Origin of the sequence: Paenalcaligenes sp. Me131 (assembly GCF_050487225.1) — a bacterium.
In the GTDB taxonomy this organism is placed as follows: domain Bacteria; phylum Pseudomonadota; class Gammaproteobacteria; order Burkholderiales; family Burkholderiaceae_B; genus Paenalcaligenes.
The window spans coordinates 471,375-487,837 of sequence record NZ_JBKQGY010000003.1; the positions used below are offsets into that span (position 1 = coordinate 471,375).

At 51.3% G+C, this 16,463-nt stretch carries 23 protein-coding genes; 22 read left to right on the plus strand and 1 reads right to left on the minus strand.

Annotation, left to right across the window (positions count from 1 at the left end; genetic code table 11):
• Positions 1–22 precede the first annotated feature (22 nt).
• Positions 23–967: a TRAP transporter substrate-binding protein DctP gene (dctP, locus tag ACLPHM_RS13885; RefSeq protein WP_430221818.1), complete on the minus strand. Its 945-nt coding sequence runs from the start codon at positions 965–967 to the stop codon at positions 23–25.
• 289 nt (positions 968–1,256) lie between these two features.
• Here dctP and ACLPHM_RS13890 point away from each other — a divergent pair, with 289 nt between their 5' ends.
• The 22 genes from ACLPHM_RS13890 (at position 1,257) to ACLPHM_RS13995 (ending at position 16,460) form a co-directional block, all read left to right on the plus strand.
• Complete coding sequence (locus ACLPHM_RS13890; RefSeq protein ID WP_430221819.1) at positions 1,257–2,081, plus strand: ABC transporter ATP-binding protein; 825 nt, start codon at positions 1,257–1,259, stop codon at positions 2,079–2,081.
• Complete coding sequence (mlaE, locus tag ACLPHM_RS13895; RefSeq protein ID WP_430221820.1) at positions 2,078–2,866, plus strand: lipid asymmetry maintenance ABC transporter permease subunit MlaE; 789 nt, start codon at positions 2,078–2,080, stop codon at positions 2,864–2,866. Before ACLPHM_RS13890 ends, mlaE begins: the two co-directional genes overlap by 4 nt.
• 19 nt (positions 2,867–2,885) lie before the next feature.
• A complete protein-coding gene (gene mlaD, locus ACLPHM_RS13900) occupies positions 2,886–3,341 on the plus strand; it encodes an outer membrane lipid asymmetry maintenance protein MlaD (protein WP_430221821.1) in 456 nt (151 codons plus the stop codon).
• A 114-nt stretch (positions 3,342–3,455) separates the two neighbouring features.
• On the plus strand, positions 3,456–4,295 hold the full coding sequence (locus ACLPHM_RS13905; RefSeq protein ID WP_430221822.1) for an MlaA family lipoprotein: 840 nt from the start codon (positions 3,456–3,458) through the stop codon (positions 4,293–4,295).
• A gap of 14 nt (positions 4,296–4,309) precedes the next feature.
• Positions 4,310–4,939: an MlaC/ttg2D family ABC transporter substrate-binding protein gene (locus ACLPHM_RS13910; protein ID WP_430222023.1), complete on the plus strand. Its 630-nt coding sequence runs from the start codon at positions 4,310–4,312 to the stop codon at positions 4,937–4,939.
• 94 nt (positions 4,940–5,033) lie between these two features.
• Positions 5,034–5,828, plus strand: a complete 795-nt coding sequence (locus ACLPHM_RS13915; protein ID WP_430221823.1) for an ABC transporter ATP-binding protein — start codon at positions 5,034–5,036, stop codon at positions 5,826–5,828.
• Positions 5,829–5,878: 50 nt separating this feature from the next.
• Entirely contained in the window at positions 5,879–6,685 is an 807-nt protein-coding gene (locus tag ACLPHM_RS13920) for an ABC transporter permease (RefSeq protein ID WP_430222024.1), read from the plus strand.
• A 2-nt stretch (positions 6,686–6,687) separates the two neighbouring features.
• Positions 6,688–6,936 (plus strand): BolA family protein, encoded by a 249-nt coding sequence (locus ACLPHM_RS13925; RefSeq protein WP_135861409.1) that lies wholly within the window; start codon positions 6,688–6,690, stop codon positions 6,934–6,936.
• On the plus strand, positions 6,929–8,191 hold the full coding sequence (murA, locus tag ACLPHM_RS13930) for a UDP-N-acetylglucosamine 1-carboxyvinyltransferase (RefSeq protein ID WP_430221824.1): 1,263 nt from the start codon (positions 6,929–6,931) through the stop codon (positions 8,189–8,191). The genes ACLPHM_RS13925 and murA overlap by 8 nt, the downstream gene beginning before the upstream one ends.
• The gene (gene hisG / locus ACLPHM_RS13935) at positions 8,188–8,871 is read left to right on the plus strand and encodes an ATP phosphoribosyltransferase (RefSeq protein ID WP_166406694.1); all 684 of its coding nucleotides are present in this window, start codon (positions 8,188–8,190) and stop codon (positions 8,869–8,871) included. The genes murA and hisG overlap by 4 nt, the downstream gene beginning before the upstream one ends.
• 53 nt (positions 8,872–8,924) lie before the next feature.
• A complete protein-coding gene (gene hisD / locus ACLPHM_RS13940; protein ID WP_430221825.1) occupies positions 8,925–10,226 on the plus strand; it encodes a histidinol dehydrogenase in 1,302 nt (433 codons plus the stop codon).
• A 24-nt stretch (positions 10,227–10,250) separates the two neighbouring features.
• Positions 10,251–10,838, plus strand: coding sequence for an imidazoleglycerol-phosphate dehydratase HisB (gene hisB, locus ACLPHM_RS13945; protein WP_430221826.1), 588 nt, complete (start codon positions 10,251–10,253; stop codon positions 10,836–10,838).
• A gap of 23 nt (positions 10,839–10,861) precedes the next feature.
• Positions 10,862–11,506 (plus strand): imidazole glycerol phosphate synthase subunit HisH, encoded by a 645-nt coding sequence (gene hisH / locus ACLPHM_RS13950; RefSeq protein WP_430221827.1) that lies wholly within the window; start codon positions 10,862–10,864, stop codon positions 11,504–11,506.
• A gap of 60 nt (positions 11,507–11,566) precedes the next feature.
• Positions 11,567–12,307, plus strand: coding sequence for a 1-(5-phosphoribosyl)-5-[(5-phosphoribosylamino)methylideneamino]imidazole-4-carboxamide isomerase (hisA, locus tag ACLPHM_RS13955; protein ID WP_430221828.1), 741 nt, complete (start codon positions 11,567–11,569; stop codon positions 12,305–12,307).
• Positions 12,304–13,089, plus strand: a complete 786-nt coding sequence (hisF, locus tag ACLPHM_RS13960; protein WP_430221829.1) for an imidazole glycerol phosphate synthase subunit HisF — start codon at positions 12,304–12,306, stop codon at positions 13,087–13,089. Before hisA ends, hisF begins: the two co-directional genes overlap by 4 nt.
• Position 13,090: 1 nt before the next feature.
• On the plus strand, positions 13,091–13,492 hold the full coding sequence (gene hisI, locus ACLPHM_RS13965) for a phosphoribosyl-AMP cyclohydrolase (RefSeq protein WP_430221830.1): 402 nt from the start codon (positions 13,091–13,093) through the stop codon (positions 13,490–13,492).
• Complete coding sequence (locus ACLPHM_RS13970) at positions 13,489–13,836, plus strand: phosphoribosyl-ATP diphosphatase (RefSeq protein WP_430221831.1); 348 nt, start codon at positions 13,489–13,491, stop codon at positions 13,834–13,836. Before hisI ends, ACLPHM_RS13970 begins: the two co-directional genes overlap by 4 nt.
• 65 nt (positions 13,837–13,901) lie before the next feature.
• Positions 13,902–14,270, plus strand: coding sequence for a histidine triad nucleotide-binding protein (locus ACLPHM_RS13975; RefSeq protein WP_430221832.1), 369 nt, complete (start codon positions 13,902–13,904; stop codon positions 14,268–14,270).
• A 15-nt stretch (positions 14,271–14,285) separates the two neighbouring features.
• Complete coding sequence (tatA, locus tag ACLPHM_RS13980) at positions 14,286–14,513, plus strand: Sec-independent protein translocase subunit TatA (RefSeq protein ID WP_430221833.1); 228 nt, start codon at positions 14,286–14,288, stop codon at positions 14,511–14,513.
• 31 nt (positions 14,514–14,544) lie between these two features.
• Positions 14,545–14,970, plus strand: a complete 426-nt coding sequence (gene tatB / locus ACLPHM_RS13985; RefSeq protein WP_430221834.1) for a Sec-independent protein translocase protein TatB — start codon at positions 14,545–14,547, stop codon at positions 14,968–14,970.
• On the plus strand, positions 14,967–15,734 hold the full coding sequence (tatC, locus tag ACLPHM_RS13990; RefSeq protein WP_430221835.1) for a twin-arginine translocase subunit TatC: 768 nt from the start codon (positions 14,967–14,969) through the stop codon (positions 15,732–15,734). Before tatB ends, tatC begins: the two co-directional genes overlap by 4 nt.
• A 126-nt stretch (positions 15,735–15,860) precedes the next feature.
• The gene (locus ACLPHM_RS13995) at positions 15,861–16,460 is read left to right on the plus strand and encodes a TetR/AcrR family transcriptional regulator (protein WP_430221836.1); all 600 of its coding nucleotides are present in this window, start codon (positions 15,861–15,863) and stop codon (positions 16,458–16,460) included.
• The last annotated feature ends 3 nt before the right edge of the window (positions 16,461–16,463 follow it).

A 16,463-nucleotide genomic window follows, 5' to 3' on the forward strand; every position in this document is an offset into this window, starting at 1 on the left:
TTTCCACTATACCCGAACTGCTTTATGGGGTCATCGTTGTTGCAGCGGGCATACGATACAAGTCTTTGTTTACACCATCTTCACGACCATTCTTGAGCGTCGTATCAAGTGCATCAAACCCGATCATCTGCACCCCCCCATCCCGAAGTTCTTGCTTGATCTCGTCAGTGTATTTCTCGGCTAATTCGTGGCTAAGTATCCCAGCGTCTTGAGCCGTACTGGCGAGCATCTCTTGAACCTCTGGCGACAACCCGCTCAGGAAACTTTCGCTGCCCAACCACACACGGATCGTAGACGTGGCGCCAACAGCCGATAGGTATTTTGCTGGCTCATACCAGCCATGTTCATAGAGCGTAAATAAGTCGCCTGCTGCACCATCCACCGTGCCATAGGTTAAGGCGGCGGATACTTCGTCGGGCTTCAACACGACTGCTGTGGCTTTTTGATCATCCAGCAATTTTTGCTGAATAGGGTCATTCACTGTCGCAATGCGCAACCCTGCCACATCGCGCAGGTTATTTAACGGTTTCTTCGCTAAAAACAAAGGCGCACCGTTGTAGTAATTTTTCATCACCACACGCATCCCTTGATCGCGCAACGCCTGACTGTAAGCAGTAAACAGCGTATCACTACCTTCGGTAGGCAGAATACTCATCATTTCTTGATTCACCGCGTAATTTGCCAGCACGGGTAACGCCACCAACGCGACTACATTTTTGCCCTCGGCAATATCTGTCAATGCTTGCTCGGTAGTGACATCATCCTTAGGGTCGTAACGCAGCACTACATCCCCCCCACTGCGCTCTTGCAGTAGTTCTGCCCAAAACTCCACCACTTTGTTGTCAAAGCCATTGTCTTTGCCATCGTGCACTACCTGTATCTCAGTAGGCGCTGCCCCTGCCATCAAAGGAGCACAGGCCAAGCACACTAGGTGTAGCCATTTACCTAAAACTTTGCTTTTCTGCATGGTTACTTCTCTCCGCTGCGCTGATACTCTTTACACTACGAGCTTAACCTCTCAATGAGGCAAACAGAGCTACACAGTACCCCACTGTAGGTTAGGCTTACACTTTTTTTGCGATTAGTATCAATCCATGACGTGTGTTGACGAGTTTACGTTTATACACGTTCCAGGCTTGCCAGAGATAGAGCCGCTTCGGTACAGTTTCACTTAACTACGTCACGCGTTGGCTGCGTCTCCTGTTGCGCAACGTAAAACGTTACAATGCACCATCACTGGATTTTCACTGCATTTCATGAACAGCTCTTCTTCTGATACGTTGCTGAAGTTCGAATCTGCTTCGCTAGGTTACGGTAAGTTCACCGTCCTGAGCGAGATTGATATTGAAGTTAAGCGTGGCCAAGTCGTGGCCATGATGGGTGGTTCTGGCTCAGGGAAAACCACACTGATGCGTGCTGCCACACGCCAAATTGTGGCGCAAAGCGGCAAGGTCTATGCGTTTGGCGACGATTTAGCCATGCTTAACGACCAGCAAGTGCGCCACGCTAGGCAGCGCATGGGTGTGTTGTTCCAACAAGGCGCGCTATTCACTGACCTGAATGTCTTTGAAAACGTAGCCTTTCCCCTTCGCGAACACACAGACCTATCCGAAGAACAAATACTAGAACGCGTACTAGGCAAACTAGACGCAGTAGGGCTACGTGCGGCGGCACACCTACAAATCGCCGAAATCTCTGGCGGTATGGCACGCCGTGTAGCCTTGGCCCGAGCCATTGTGCTTGAGCCTGAGCTCATTTTGTATGATGAACCGTTTGCTGGTTTAGACCCTATCTCTCTGGGTATTACGGCACAACTCATACGCGACCTTACCGATAAGCTAAATTGCGCGTCCGTGCTGATTACGCACGACGTCCCGGAATCCTTTGCCATTGCTGATCACGTGTACATCGTCGGACAAGGTAAGTTGATTGGGCATGGTGCTCCTGCCGAACTCGAAAAATCGACAGATCCTTACATTGCCCAGTTCTTGCATGGCGAACCTGATGGCCCTATTGCCTTCAACTACCCCGTGACGCCCGCATTTAACGACTGGTTAAATACACAACAACGCCGCCCATGATAAAACTGCTCTCCCCCATCACAGCGCTAGGCCGCTTTGTCAGACTGAGCATTCATGGTTTGGGTGCTTTTACACGTTTGCTATTTGCCATTCTGGCGCGGTCCGGCATTGCCCTGAAACGCCCAGGTTTGGTGTCGCAACAAATTCACTTTATCGGGAATTACTCCCTGCTAATTATCGCCATCTCCGGCCTGTTTGTAGGGTTCGTGCTGGGGTTGCAGGGCTATTACACGCTGAGCCGCTATGGTTCCGAAGAAGCACTAGGGCTCTTGGTGGCATTGTCATTAAGCCGCGAGCTAGGGCCTGTGGTGACCGCACTCTTATTTGCAGGTCGCGCCGGTACGTCCTTAACTGCTGAAATCGGGCTGATGAAAGCAGGTGAACAGCTCACTGCCATGGAAGTTATGGCCGTAGACCCTATACGCCGTGTATTGGTACCTCGCTTCTGGGGCGGCATGATCGCCATGCCTATACTCGCTGCCGTATTCTCAGCCGTTGGTGTCATCGGCGGCTGGATTGTAGGTGTGCCCATGATTGGCATTGATCCAGGCTCGTTCTGGTCACAGATGCAGTCTGGCGTTGATATTTTTGATGACGTCCTCAACGGCGTTATCAAAAGCATTGTGTTCGGTTTGGTAGTCACGCTGATCGCCTTATATACAGGCTGGACAGCCAAAGCAACACCTGAAGGTGTTTCCCGTGCCACGACCCGTACAGTGGTCGCCGGCTCCTTAGCCGTGCTCGGTTTGGATTTCCTGCTTACAGCACTGATGTTCAGCAATTAATTTTTTACGGATACGTATCATGTCACGCGAAAGATCTGATTTTCTTGTAGGCCTGTTTGTGCTGATTGGCTTGGTAGCCTTAGCCTTTCTGGCACTACGCGCAGGTAACCTGAGCTCTTTCTCCTTTGCGCCTACCTACCAAGTACAAGCCTCGTTCAATAACTTGGGTGGCCTGAAAGTACGCGCGCCCATCAAAAGCAGTGGTGTGGTGGTCGGCCGCGTCACCAATATCGCTTTTGATAACGAAGACTTCAAAGCCTTAGTCACTATGGAGCTAGAAGACCGTTACCAGTTCCCTGATGACAGTTCCGCTTCCATCCTGACTTCTGGTCTGTTGGGCGAACAATACATTGGCCTCACCCCTGGTGGCAGTGACGATGCGTTGCATAACGACAGCGTCATTCCTTACACGCAGAGTGCGGTAGTGCTAGAAGAGCTCATCAGTAAGTTCCTCTATGACAAAGCTAGCGAATAACCATTACACCCCCGCCTAGAGAGTGCGTCCAAAAAACGACTCTACGGTCCTTTTGCTATATATAGGGCTCCAGCATCTGGTATCTTTGTCTTTCTTTATCTCGGATTTTTGATCATGAACGTTACACAGCAAGCTTCACCCCCTCTCTATAAGCGTCCTTTAGCCATTGGTTCCACCTTGGCTGCGCTGGCGTTGGTGAGCGGCTGTGCGACCGTGAACAACCCCAATCCTCGCGATCCCTTCGAAAGCTATAACCGGACCATGTATGCGATCAACTACAACATTGATCAAGCATTGTTCCGTCCTATCGCGTCAGCCTACCACACCCTGACACCGCAACCTGCGCAGAACTGTTTCCGTAACATGTTCAATAACTTGGGTGATATATGGTCTGCCGCCAACAGCTTCTTGCAAGGCCGTCCACACGACTTCTTCAATACGCTGGGTCGTGTACTGTTCAATACCACAATGGGTATAGGCGGCTGTTTCGACGTGGCATCCGAAATGGGTTCCAGACGTATTCCTAACGACTTCGGTACTACCTTGGGCGTTTGGGGCATTCCAACAGGTCCGTACATTGAGTTACCACTGCTAGGCCCAAGCACATTACGTGATACCGCTGGCTACGCTACAGTATTGGTAGGCGCAGATAGCCTGACCGAAGTCATCCCAATCATGGCGATTAAAAATGTACCTGTACGTAACTCGCTAATGGGGCTGTATATCATCAACATGCGCGCCAATCTGCTTGATGCAGACGAGCTCGTTAATGATGTAGCGCTAGATCGCTACAGTTTCATCCGTGACGCCTACTTGCAGCGCCGTGACGCCATGGTAGAAAGCCGTCTGAATGGTGGCTCTGCTGGCGATGCTGCCTTGCCTGATTACGGCGACGATGACGACTACGACGATGATACGTCTACCACTACAGCTCCTGCCACTGTACAAGACTGAAGGTTGAAACAATGATGCTTACTACTATTTTTAGATTACCCGCTCTGTTGCTCATGGCATTTAGCCTGACACTGTTTAGCCCATTGTCCAGCGCACAAACCATTGATGCGACCAGCGCACCACAAGACTTCGTAGAAGCCGTGGCCAGCACAGCACTGAACGCTGTAAAAAATGACGATGCCGCCCGCCAAGGCGATCGTGAAGCGGTCAAAGCTCTCATAGAAACGCACATCCTGCCTTACGTCAATTTTGAAAAAACCACCCGTCTGGCAGCAGGTAGACACTGGCGCACCGCCACACCTGAGCAACGTCAAAATCTGATTAATGCGTTCAAAAACACCTTGATCCGCACCTACAGCGGTGCCATGACCAAAGTGGACGATAAATCCAGCATTTCCATGCAGCCATTCCGTGGCGATGCCAATGCAAACGACGTCGTTGTGCGCTCCATGATCAATCAAAGCAATGGCCCTGCTGTTGCCGTTGATTACCGTCTGGAAAAAACCCCTGAAGGCTGGAAAGTCTATGACCTGAACGTGGAAAACATCTGGCTGATCCAGAATTACCGCAACCAGTTCAATGACCAGATTGCTCAAAACGGCATCGATGGTCTGATCAACGCTCTGAATCAGCAAAACCGCTGATCCTGCGCTACACTTGATCGGATCACCTCTGTTTTTCCGATCCTAACTCTATGCAGAGTCGGGTTTACCAATAAGCCCGACTCTTTGTGCTTTCATGTCTGCCATTCTGCTTGAAAACGTTTCCAAAACCTTCAGCCCTAAACGCCACAAGCTGCCGTTTTTGCGCTCGTCCAAAGCTGCAGAAGCAGCCCCTTTTCAGGCTCTGAAGGATGTCTCTCTGCGCATTGAGCCCGGAGAGTTTTTTGGTTTGCTAGGCCCTAACGGCGCAGGCAAAACCACCATGATTTCCATTTTGGCCGGCATTACCAAAGCCACCCAAGGCACTGCCAAGGTGTATGGCTACGATGTGCAAAGCGAGTACAGACAATCTAGACGTGCATTAGGTGTAGTGCCCCAAGAACTGGTGTATGACCCTTTTTTCACTGTACGTGAAACCCTGCGTTTGCAGTCTGGCTACTTTGGGCTACGCAACAACGACGATTGGATTGACGAAATCCTGCACCATTTAGGCTTGAGCGATAAGGCAAATTCCAATATGCGCGCTCTGTCCGGTGGGATGAAACGCCGTGTATTGGTGGCCCAAGCGCTGGTGCACAAACCGCCCGTGATCATTCTGGATGAACCTACCGCAGGGGTAGACGTAGATTTACGCCGTAATCTGTGGGAATTCATTTCACGTCTTAATCGCGCTGGCCATACGATTTTGTTGACTACCCACTACTTGGAAGAGGCCGAGGCACTGTGTGGACGCATTGCCATGCTCAAAGCCGGTGAAATCATCGCGCTAGACACCACCGCCAACCTGCTGAAAAATGCCGGTAGCCACGACCTAGAAGAAGCGTTTGTACGTATCATGCATGGCGAACAACTGAATGAGGCACTGGCATGAGCACACAACCTACGCCCACTAAGCGCTGGGGTGTTCCTGACCAAGACAGCCTGACACAACTGGCGCAAGACTCCTTACCACCGCTGCAAACACAACCAGGCGGCTCTGGTTTCCCTACGCTGTTGTTCAAAGAGCTGAAACGCTTTTGGAAAGTAGGCGGCCAAACCATGGCAGCCCCAGTATTGTCTGCCTTGCTGTATTTGCTGGTGTTCGCGCATATTTTGGAAGGGCGTGTAAACGTATACGACAAAATCCCGTATACCGCCTTTCTGATCCCCGGCTTGATGATGATGAGCATGCTGCAAAACGCCTTTGCAAACCCCTCTTCATCATTAGTACAAAGCCGTATGGGTGGGAACCTGATTTTTATCTTGCTCCCTCCTTTATCGCATTGGGATATTTTTGCCGCCTATTTATTAGCATCCATTATTCGTGGCTTAGTCGTGGGCATCGCCATTGGTGTGGTCTCGCTATTTTTCATCCCCCTGCAAATCCACAGCTACGTTTGGGTACTAACTTTCGCGATTTTATCCTGTGGCGTCATGGGTGCTCTGGGTATAATTGCGGGCCTGTGGTCTGAAAAATTTGATCAACTCTCAGTGTTCCAGAACTTCCTGATCATGCCAGCGACCTTTTTGTCCGGCGTGTTCTATTCCATACACAGCCTGCCACCTTTTTGGCAGACAGTGTCGCACTGGAACCCGATTTTCTACACCATCGATGGTTTCCGTTACGGCTTTTTTGCCGTCTCAGATGCCTCCCCTTGGCACAGTCTGGCCGTGGTTGGGTCCGTGTTTGTCGTACTGTGCCTGATCCTGCTACGCATGCTCATTTCGGGCTATAAATTACGGAATTAATTATGTTGCCGACACCTGAACTCGTACGCCAGTACATTGCCGACAACCTTGACTGTGAACACGTCGAAGTCACTGGCGATGGTGCCCACTTTGAGGCCATCATCGTAAGCCGTGAATTTGAAGGCAAGCGCGCTATCGCTCGCCACCAACGCGTATACAAAGCATTGGGAAACCGCATGGATGCTGAAATCCATGCTTTGTCCATGCGCACTCTTACCCCCGAAGAATACAAGGCTGAACAGAATGGATAAACTGCGCATCACCGGTGGTCAACGTTTAAACGGAGAGATCACCGTATCCGGTGCCAAAAATGCCGCCCTGCCTATACTCTGTGCCACGTTACTGACCAGCGATACGATTACGCTGCATAACGCGCCAGAACTGCGCGACATTGACACCACCCTGAAACTGCTAAATCAGTTGGGTGCTCATGTAGAGCGCAACGCCGAAAGCGTAACCATACGCGCCAACGAACTGCATAGCCTGGAAGCCCCTTACGAGCTGGTGAAAACCATGCGTGCTTCCATCTTGGTGCTGGGCCCCTTGCTGGCTCGCTTTGGTGAAGCTCGTGTGAGTTTGCCAGGCGGTTGTGCCATTGGCCAACGCCCTGTGGATCAGCACATCAAGGGCTTGGAAGCCATGGGTGCAGACATCCACATTGAACACGGTTTCGTGGTTGCCAAAGCCAAACGCCTAAAAGGTGCAGTGATCCGTACTGACATGGTGACGGTGACTGGTACCGAGAACCTGTTGATGGCCGCCACATTGGCCGACGGCGAAACCATTCTGGAAAACGCAGCCCGCGAACCAGAAATCGTAGACTTGGCCGAACTGCTGATCGCCATGGGTGCGAAAATCAGTGGCCACGGTACGGATCGCATCACCATTCAAGGTGTAGAACGTCTGCACGGTGCTGAACACACCATCATGCCTGACCGCATTGAAGCGGGCACCTTCTTGTGCGCTGTTGCCGCCACAGGTGGTGATTTGATGCTGCGTCACGCTTGCCCTGATACATTGGGCGCGACCCTAGACAAGCTACGCGAAGCTGGCCTGCACATTGACACTGGCCCAGATTGGGTACGTGGCACGATGCATGGTCGCCCTAAAGCTACAGGTTTCCGTACTAGCGAATACCCAAGTTTCCCTACCGACATGCAAGCGCAGTTAATGGCGTTAAATACCATTGCTGACGGCACTGCTATGGTCGTAGAAACCATCTTTGAAAACCGTTTCATGCACGTACAAGAGCTGATCCGCTTAGGTGCACAGATCGAGATCGACGGTAACGCTGCTGTGGTGACGGGTGTAAGCCAGTTATTGGGCGCGCGCGTCATGGCTACTGACCTACGTGCATCCGCCAGCTTGGTGATTGCCGGTCTTGCTGCCAAAGGCGACACCATCATCGAACGCATTTACCACTTGGATCGTGGCTACGATCGCATGGAATCTAAACTGCAAGCTGTAGGCGCCCGCATTGAGCGTCTAACGAAGGAAGAAGAATGAGCCCAGCCAGTGCAAATCGTCCTCTGACCTTGGCACTTTCCAAAGGCAGGATTTTTGATGAAACCCTGCCTTTGCTGGAAGAAGCCGGCATCAAGGTGTTGGAAAGCCCAGAAACATCACGCAAGCTGATTCTGCCTACCAACTCACCTGATCTGCAAATCATCATTGTGCGCGCCACCGACGTACCTACGTATGTGCAATACGGTGCTGCACATATTGGTATTGCGGGTAAAGACGTACTGTACGAACACAGTGAGCATCATCCTGGCGGTATTTATCAGCCCATTGACCTGAACATTGCCCGTTGCCGCATGAGTGTGGCCGTGGCCGAAGGCTTTGATTACGACAACGCCGTACGCAAAGGTTCACGCCTGCGTATCGCTACCAAATACACCCGTGCCGCACGTGAACACTTCGCGTCCAAAGGGGTGTACGTAGACTTGATCAAATTGTACGGTTCTATGGAGCTGGCTCCGTTAGTCGGGTTAGCTGACGCCATTGTTGACTTGGTTTCCACCGGTAGCACCTTACGTGCCAACCACTTGGAAGAAGTAGAAGAAATCGCTCAGATTTCCTCGCGCCTCATTATCAACCAAGCCGCCATGAAAACCCGTCAGACTGAACTGCAGCCTCTGATCAACGCTTTTATGCGTGCAGCGGTTGAACCACCCCAGAACTAGACGATCTCGGATACACTAAACTGTACCCCGTTGTTTCTCTTTTGATTTGCACCATGTCCATGATTCGCCGTTTGAGCACGACATCTGCCCAGTTCGACCAAGAGCTGCGCGACTTGCTGGCTTATGAAGCCACACAAGATGATTCCATCGAGCAAGCCTGTAAAACCATTCTGCATGCTGTGCAGCATCGTGGTGACGAGGCGTTACTAGAGTTCACGCAGCGTTTTGATCATGTACCAGCACACTCTATCGCTGATTTGGTCATTTCTGCCGACGAGTTGCAGCACGCACTGAACACTCTGCCTGCTGAACAACGTAACGCGCTAGAACAAGCCGCCGAACGTGTACGTCTGTATCACGAGAAACAACGCGCAAGCGATTGGTCCTACACCGAAGCCGATGGCACGGTGTTAGGCCAAAAAATTACACCACTGGATCGCGTAGGGTTGTACGTACCCGGTGGTAAGGCTGCCTACCCATCTTCCGTATTAATGAACGCCATGCCCGCCAAAGTGGCCGGCGTGAAAGAGTTGGTGATGGTTACCCCCACCCCTAAAGGCGAGCGCAACCAGTTGGTACTGGCTGCAGCGGCATTAGCGGGTGTGGATAAGGTGTACACCATTGGTGGCGCACAAGCCGTGGCTGCATTGGCGTACGGCACACAAACCATTCAGCCTGTGGACAAAATTGTTGGCCCAGGTAACGCTTATGTAGCAGAAGCTAAACGTCGTGTGTTTGGTATTGTGGGCATAGACATGATTGCTGGCCCTAGCGAAATTCTGATCATCGCTGACGGCAGCACACCCGCTGAATGGGTAGCGATGGACTTGTTCTCGCAAGCCGAGCATGACGAACTGGCACAATCCATTTTGCTGTGCCCTGACGCCGCCTACTTAGACAAAGTAGAAGCCGCTATCGCCGAACTCATCACCACCATGCCGCGTGAAGCCATCATTCGCCAAAGTCTGAAAGACCGTGGCGCGTTGATCTTGGTACGCGACATGGATGAAGCATGTAACGTTGCTAACCACATTGCCGCTGAACACTTGGAAATTTCCACACTGGAACCCGAGCGTTGGGCGCAAAAAATTCGCCATGCGGGCGCTATTTTCATGGGCCATTACAGCTCAGAGTCGCTAGGCGACTACTGCGCAGGCCCTAACCACGTACTGCCCACATCGCGCACCGCGCGTTTCTCATCCCCATTAGGTGTGTATGATTTCCAGAAACGCAGCAGCATGATTAATGTCTCGCAGGCCGGCGCTCAAACGCTAGGCCCTATTGCCGCTACACTCGCTAAAGGCGAAGGGCTATTTGCCCACGCTGCCAGCGCAGAGTACAGGCTCAAACCTTAACCCCGGTCTGGTTACCGTTTTGTTATGCGTACAGCTGAAGTTTCCCGTAATACCAATGAAACCCGTATCCGTGTTGCCATCAATATTGATGGTACCGGACGCCATAGCCTAAACAGTGGCGTACCTTTTCTGGACCACATGCTGGACCAGATCGCCCGTCATGGCCTAATTGACCTAGACGTTTTCTGTGATGGCGATACCCACATTGATGATCACCACACTGTGGAAGACATTGGCATTGCTCTAGGCCAAGCCTTTGCTGAAGCCGTAGGCGACAAGGCTGGTCTGCGCCGTTATGGCCATGCTTATGTGCCTCTGGACGAGTCCTTGAGCCGTGTAGTCATTGATTTCTCCGGCCGTCCTGGTCTGTTTTACTACGTAAATTACACCCGTGCCCGTATCGGTAATTTTGATGTGGACCTCGCCCGCGAGTTCTTCCAAGGCTTTGTGAACAAAGCCAACGCTACCGTACACATTGATAATCTACGTGGCGAAAACGCACATCACCAGTGCGAAACCATTTTCAAGGCCTTTGGCCGCGCATTGCGTATGGCACTGGAAGTAGACCCACGCAGTGAAGGCATCATCCCCTCCACTAAGGGCGTACTCTAACCCTCACTCTCTGGCTATCCATCGTGAGTACGATCGCTATCGTCGATTACGGCATGGGCAACATACATTCTGTTGCCCGTGCCCTTCAAGCAGCAGCCCCCGAGGCCACCATCTTACTGGCCAGCACCCCCGCACAACTACAACAAGCCGATAGGCTAGTACTCCCCGGACAAGGCGCCATGCCTGACTGCATGCAGTCTTTACAACAATCCGGACTACTACACTGCTTACGTGAACAAGCCCACCTCAAACCGTTGCTAGGTATTTGTGTAGGTGAACAAATGCTGTTCAGCCATAGTGATGAAGGCAACACTGACTGCCTGAACCTCTTTGAAGGTGATGTGGTACGCTTTCACGGTCCGGCTTTTTATCACCCAGAACATCAACGCCAAGGGCTGAAAATCCCTCATGTGGGCTGGAATCAAGTTTTTCAGCAACAGCCGCATCCGTTATGGGTAGATATAGCGCAAAATAGCTACTTTTATTTTGTTCATAGCTATTACGTAAAGCCAGTTGCCACTACACTATGCGCAGGAAGCACCCATTATGGTTATGCTTTCACCAGTGCAGTCGCAAAAGACAATATTTTCGCTGTGCAGTTTCATCCAGAAAAAAGTGCACAGTCTGGTTTACAGTTATTGCACAATTTTGCACACTGGAAACCGTAACTTTACCCGCATCGCGGCTTTTTCTTTTCGTTTACCATTTAGACATTAACGCTAGAGATCATGCTTTTAATCCCCGCCATCGACCTACAAGACGGGCGTTGTGTACGCCTACGCCAGGGCGACCTGGATGACGCTACCGTATTCTCCGACGACCCCGGTGCCATGGCAGCACAATGGCTAGACCAAGGAGCACGACGCCTGCATCTGGTGGATTTGAACGGTGCTGTATCCGGCAAACCTGTGAACCAAGCCGCGATCAAATCCATTTTGGCTGCTGTTGACGAAGAAATCCCTGTACAAATTGGTGGTGGTATTCGTGACTTGAACACCATCGAAGCCTATTTGGACCAAGGTCTGAGCTACGTCATCATCGGTACTGCCGCCGTTAAAAACCCCGGTTTTCTGCGTGATGCTTGCAGCGCGTTCCCTGGCCAAATCATCGTAGGCTTGGACGCACGCGACGGTAAAATCGCTACTGATGGCTGGAGCAAACTGAGCCGCCACGACGTATTAGATATTGCCAAGAAATTCGAAGACTACGGTTGCGAGTCCATCATCTACACCGACATCGGTAGAGACGGCATGCTAAGCGGCGTCAACATTGAAGCCACCGTTGCTCTGTCTCGCCACGTGAGCATTCCTATCATCGCTTCCGGCGGTGTGGCCAACCTGAAAGACATCGAAGCCTTGTGCGAAGTAGAGCACGAAGGCATTGAAGGTGTGATTTTGGGCCGCAGCCTGTACGAAGGCACGTTGGATTTCGCAGAAGCTCAAAACTTCGCTGACGAGTACGACGCATGAGTGAAACCAACACCCACAGCTGCCGCATTATTCCTTGCCTAGATGTCAACGCAGGCCGTGTAGTCAAAGGCGTGAATTTTGTGGACTTGGTGGATGCAGGTGACCCTGTTGAAATCGCGCGCAGTTACAACGAGCAAGGTGCTGACGAAATCACCTTGCTGGATATTACAGCCACCACAGAAAACCGCGACCTGATTCTGCCTATTATCGAAGCCGTCGCGAGCCAAGTATTCATCCCTCTGACCGTTGGTGGTGGTGTACGCGAAGTCGGCGACATTCAGCGTTTGCTGAATGCAGGTGCTGACAAAGTGTCCATTAACAGCGCTGCTGTCGCGAACCCTGATTTGGTACGTGCTGCGGCGGATCATTATGGCTCGCAGTGTTTGACTGTCGCTATTGATGCCCGTCGCGTGTCTGCTGCGGGTGAACCTGCTCGTTGGGAAGTACACACCCACGGCGGTAAAAAAGGCACTGGCATTGATGTGGTGGAATGGGCGCAACGCATGGCCAAATTGGGAGCAGGGGAGCTGTTGCTCACCAGCATGGACAAAGACGGCACCAAATCCGGCTTTGACCTAGAACTCACCCGCGCTGTGTCGGATGCTGTTGCTATTCCCGTGATTGCCTCTGGTGGTGTGGGTACGCTTGAGCACTTGGCTGAAGGTGTACTGCAAGGTGGTGCCAGCGCCGTCTTGGCTGCTAGCATTTTCCACTATGGCACCTACACCATCCCACAAGCCAAAGCCTATTTGGCCGAGCGTGGCATTCAGGTTAGGACATAACATGACCCAAGACTGGCTGTCTCAAGTGCATTTCGATGAGCAGGGTTTAATCCCTGCCATTGCCCAAGACGCCCACACAGGCGCCATTTTGATGGTGGCCTGGATGAACCGCGAAGCGTTGGCGGAAACCGTGGCGACCAATCGTGCTGTGTATTGGTCACGCTCTCGCCAACGTTTGTGGCGTAAAGGTGAAGAATCTGGGCATACACAAAACTTAAAAGAAATTCGGCTAGACTGTGATGGTGATGTGATTTTGCTGCGCGTAGAACAACTGGGCGGCATTGCCTGTCACACAGGCCGGGAAAGCTGCTTTTATCAGCGCCTGGAATCCGATGAACAAGGCCGTACCTACTGGAAGACTGTAGATCCAGTATTAAAAGACCCTTCCACTATTTACCAATGACCACCGATTATCGTGATGTACTCAGCCAATTGGCTGATTTGCTGGAAACTCGTCTACCTGCCAATGGCGGCGACCCACAAACCTCATACAGCGCACGTTTACTCGCTACCGCGAATGCGCCAGACGCATTTCTGAAAAAGATAGGCGAGGAAGCCTGTGAACTGGTGATGGCAGCCAAAGACAATACGCCGGACCGCATCGTGTCCGAAACCGCTGATCTCTGGTTTCACTGCTTGGTTGCACTGACTCACTACCAAATACGCCCTGAAGCCGTATTGGCTGAACTGGCCCGCCGCCAAGGTTTGTCTGGCTTAGAAGAAAAAGCCCAGCGCAAGCAAGACTAAACACCAGCAGCCATCAAGTGCTGTAAACTAAGATTTGACCTCTCTTTTTCTCTTGTCTATACGTTATGAGCGAAAACTGCCTGTTCTGTAAAATCATTGAAGGTGCAATTCCTTCCGCCAAGGTTTTCGAGAACGACGAATTTGTCGCTTTCAAAGACATCAATCCCGTTGCTCCTGTGCATATCCTGCTCGTACCACGTCACCACGTTGTATCCTTGCAAGATGTCACCTCTGCTGATGCCACATGGCTAGGCAAGATGATGGCCTTAGTACCGCAAATCGCTAGCGAAAACGGTTGCCGTCCGGGTGCAGAGGGTGGCTTTAGAGTCGTCGTCAACAGTGGAAACGATGGTGGTCAAGAAGTTGGCCACTTGCATGTACATATTATCGGGGGTCAGCGCCCCTGGAAATCCACGGCTACCGCCGTTGCCTAATTTGCGGAGACAAACATGGGAAGTTTTAGTATCTGGCACTGGCTGGTTGTACTAGTCATCATCGCTCTGGTTTTTGGTACCAAAAAACTGCGTAACGTAGGTGAAGACCTAGGCGGCGCAATCAAAGGCTTCAAAAAAGGTATGAAAGATGCACAAACCGACGAACAGCCTGAAGCTGTGACTCAAAAAGTGCAAGATACCACCACCATTGATGTGCAAGCCAAAGAAAAACAGGATTCCTAAGGTTTCCACCTTTTAAGGTTTTGCCACGTATATGTTTGACATTAGTTTCAGTGAATTACTGCTGATTGCTGTTGTTGCTCTGATAGTGCTCGGTCCCGAACGTCTACCCAAAGTAGCGCGTACGGTAGGGCACTTGATGGGGCGTGCTCAACGTTATATGAACGACGTCAAATCGGACATACAGCGTGAAATGGATCTGGAAGAAATCAACAAACTGAAAAACCAGATGCAAGATGCCGCCAATTCAGTGCGCAGCTCGGTCAACGACAGTGTCAACACCATAAAAGACCCTTTATCAGAAGCCCAACAGGCCCTCGCGGATCTACACAAACCGCTAGACACCCCAACAGAACCTGCTGCGGCGACTGAGCAAAAAGCCGCATTACCTGAAACGGCTGAAGCAGCCAAACCTGCAGCAGCAGCTACGCCAGACAACGCTAGTAAGGCCAAAGAATGACCCAAGAGCAATCTGGCGATACCTTTATCTCGCACCTTGTTGAGTTACGCAGTCGCTTGATGCGTGCCGTGTTGAGCGTACTGGTCGTATTTTTTGTGCTGTTTATGTACCCTGGGCCATCCGTTATTTACGACGTGCTGGCACAACCCATGTTGGCCTCGTTGCCGCAGGGTACACGCATGATTGCCACTGGTGTGATCACGCCCTTTATGGTGCCAGTCAAAGTAACGTTGTTGGCCTCCTTTATGGTGGCGCTACCTATTGTGCTGTACCAAGCGTGGGCATTTGTCGCCCCTGGCTTGTACAAACACGAGAAACGTCTAGCCTTACCGCTGATCTTCTCGAGTACCGTGCTATTTATCGCCGGGATGGCATTTTGTTATTTTGTGGTCTTCAAAACCGTTTTCCACTTTATTGCCACCTTTGCGCCTGACTCCATTACACCAGCACCAGATATCGAAGCTTATCTGAACTTTGTGATGACGATGTTCTTGGCCTTCGGCATCACTTTTGAAGTGCCCATTGCTGTTATTTTGCTTGTAAAAACCGGCATCACTAGCGTAGCCAAACTACGCGAAGTACGTGGTTATGTGATTGTAGGGGCGTTCATTATCGCTGCCGTGGTCACGCCACCTGATGTGGTCAGCCAGTTCTTGCTGGCCGCTCCACTGTGCTTGCTCTACGAGCTAGGCATTATCTTTGCCAGCTTCATGAAAAAACGCGAAGCGGATTCTGACTCCGAATCACGCGAACTAGAAACCTAAACACCCCTCAACAAGCCGCACTATGCGGCTTGTTTGTTTTATCCCCACGCTTTCTTCTTTTACCTACCTATCGGTAGGTAGTGATGCTAGAATACGATTTTTCTTTATGCTTGAAGCACTGTTCCTATGCCTGCTGCACTGTCACCGTCTGCCGAACGTATATGCCAAGCCGCCATTCTGCATTTTTCTGAGCACCACTACGATGGTGCATCGTTAAATGAAATCGCAGCCGCAGCCGGTATACGTAAAGCCTCGTTATATGCCCACTTCAAAAGCAAAGACGAGCTGTACCTAGCAGCCTTTAACCGCGCGTTGGCCGTTGAGCTAGAACATGTTCAACACTGCTTCAGCCACAGTGACACCGCACCGTTAGGTATGCAGTACTGTCAGAGCTTGCAAGAGCGCTATATCAAAGCGCCCACACTGCGCTTCATGCTATTGGCAGCTTACTTACAGCCAGCATCACTCAAAGCTGCCTTAGACGAAGGCTATGAAGATTACCTACAGCTACTGAATGATCGCTTTCGTGAAACTCTGCTAGCTGCGCACCCTGCGCTAGCTACTCACACCCGGGCTATCACACAATTCAGCTCAGCCTACCTAGGTATCGTAGACAGCTTGCACGTCAAACTGGTCTACACCAATGGTCAAGAATTCCAAGGCAGGTTATCTGCATTGGAAATGCTGCTCACCACCTCTTTGCAACACACTTTGCACACGCTGTAATTT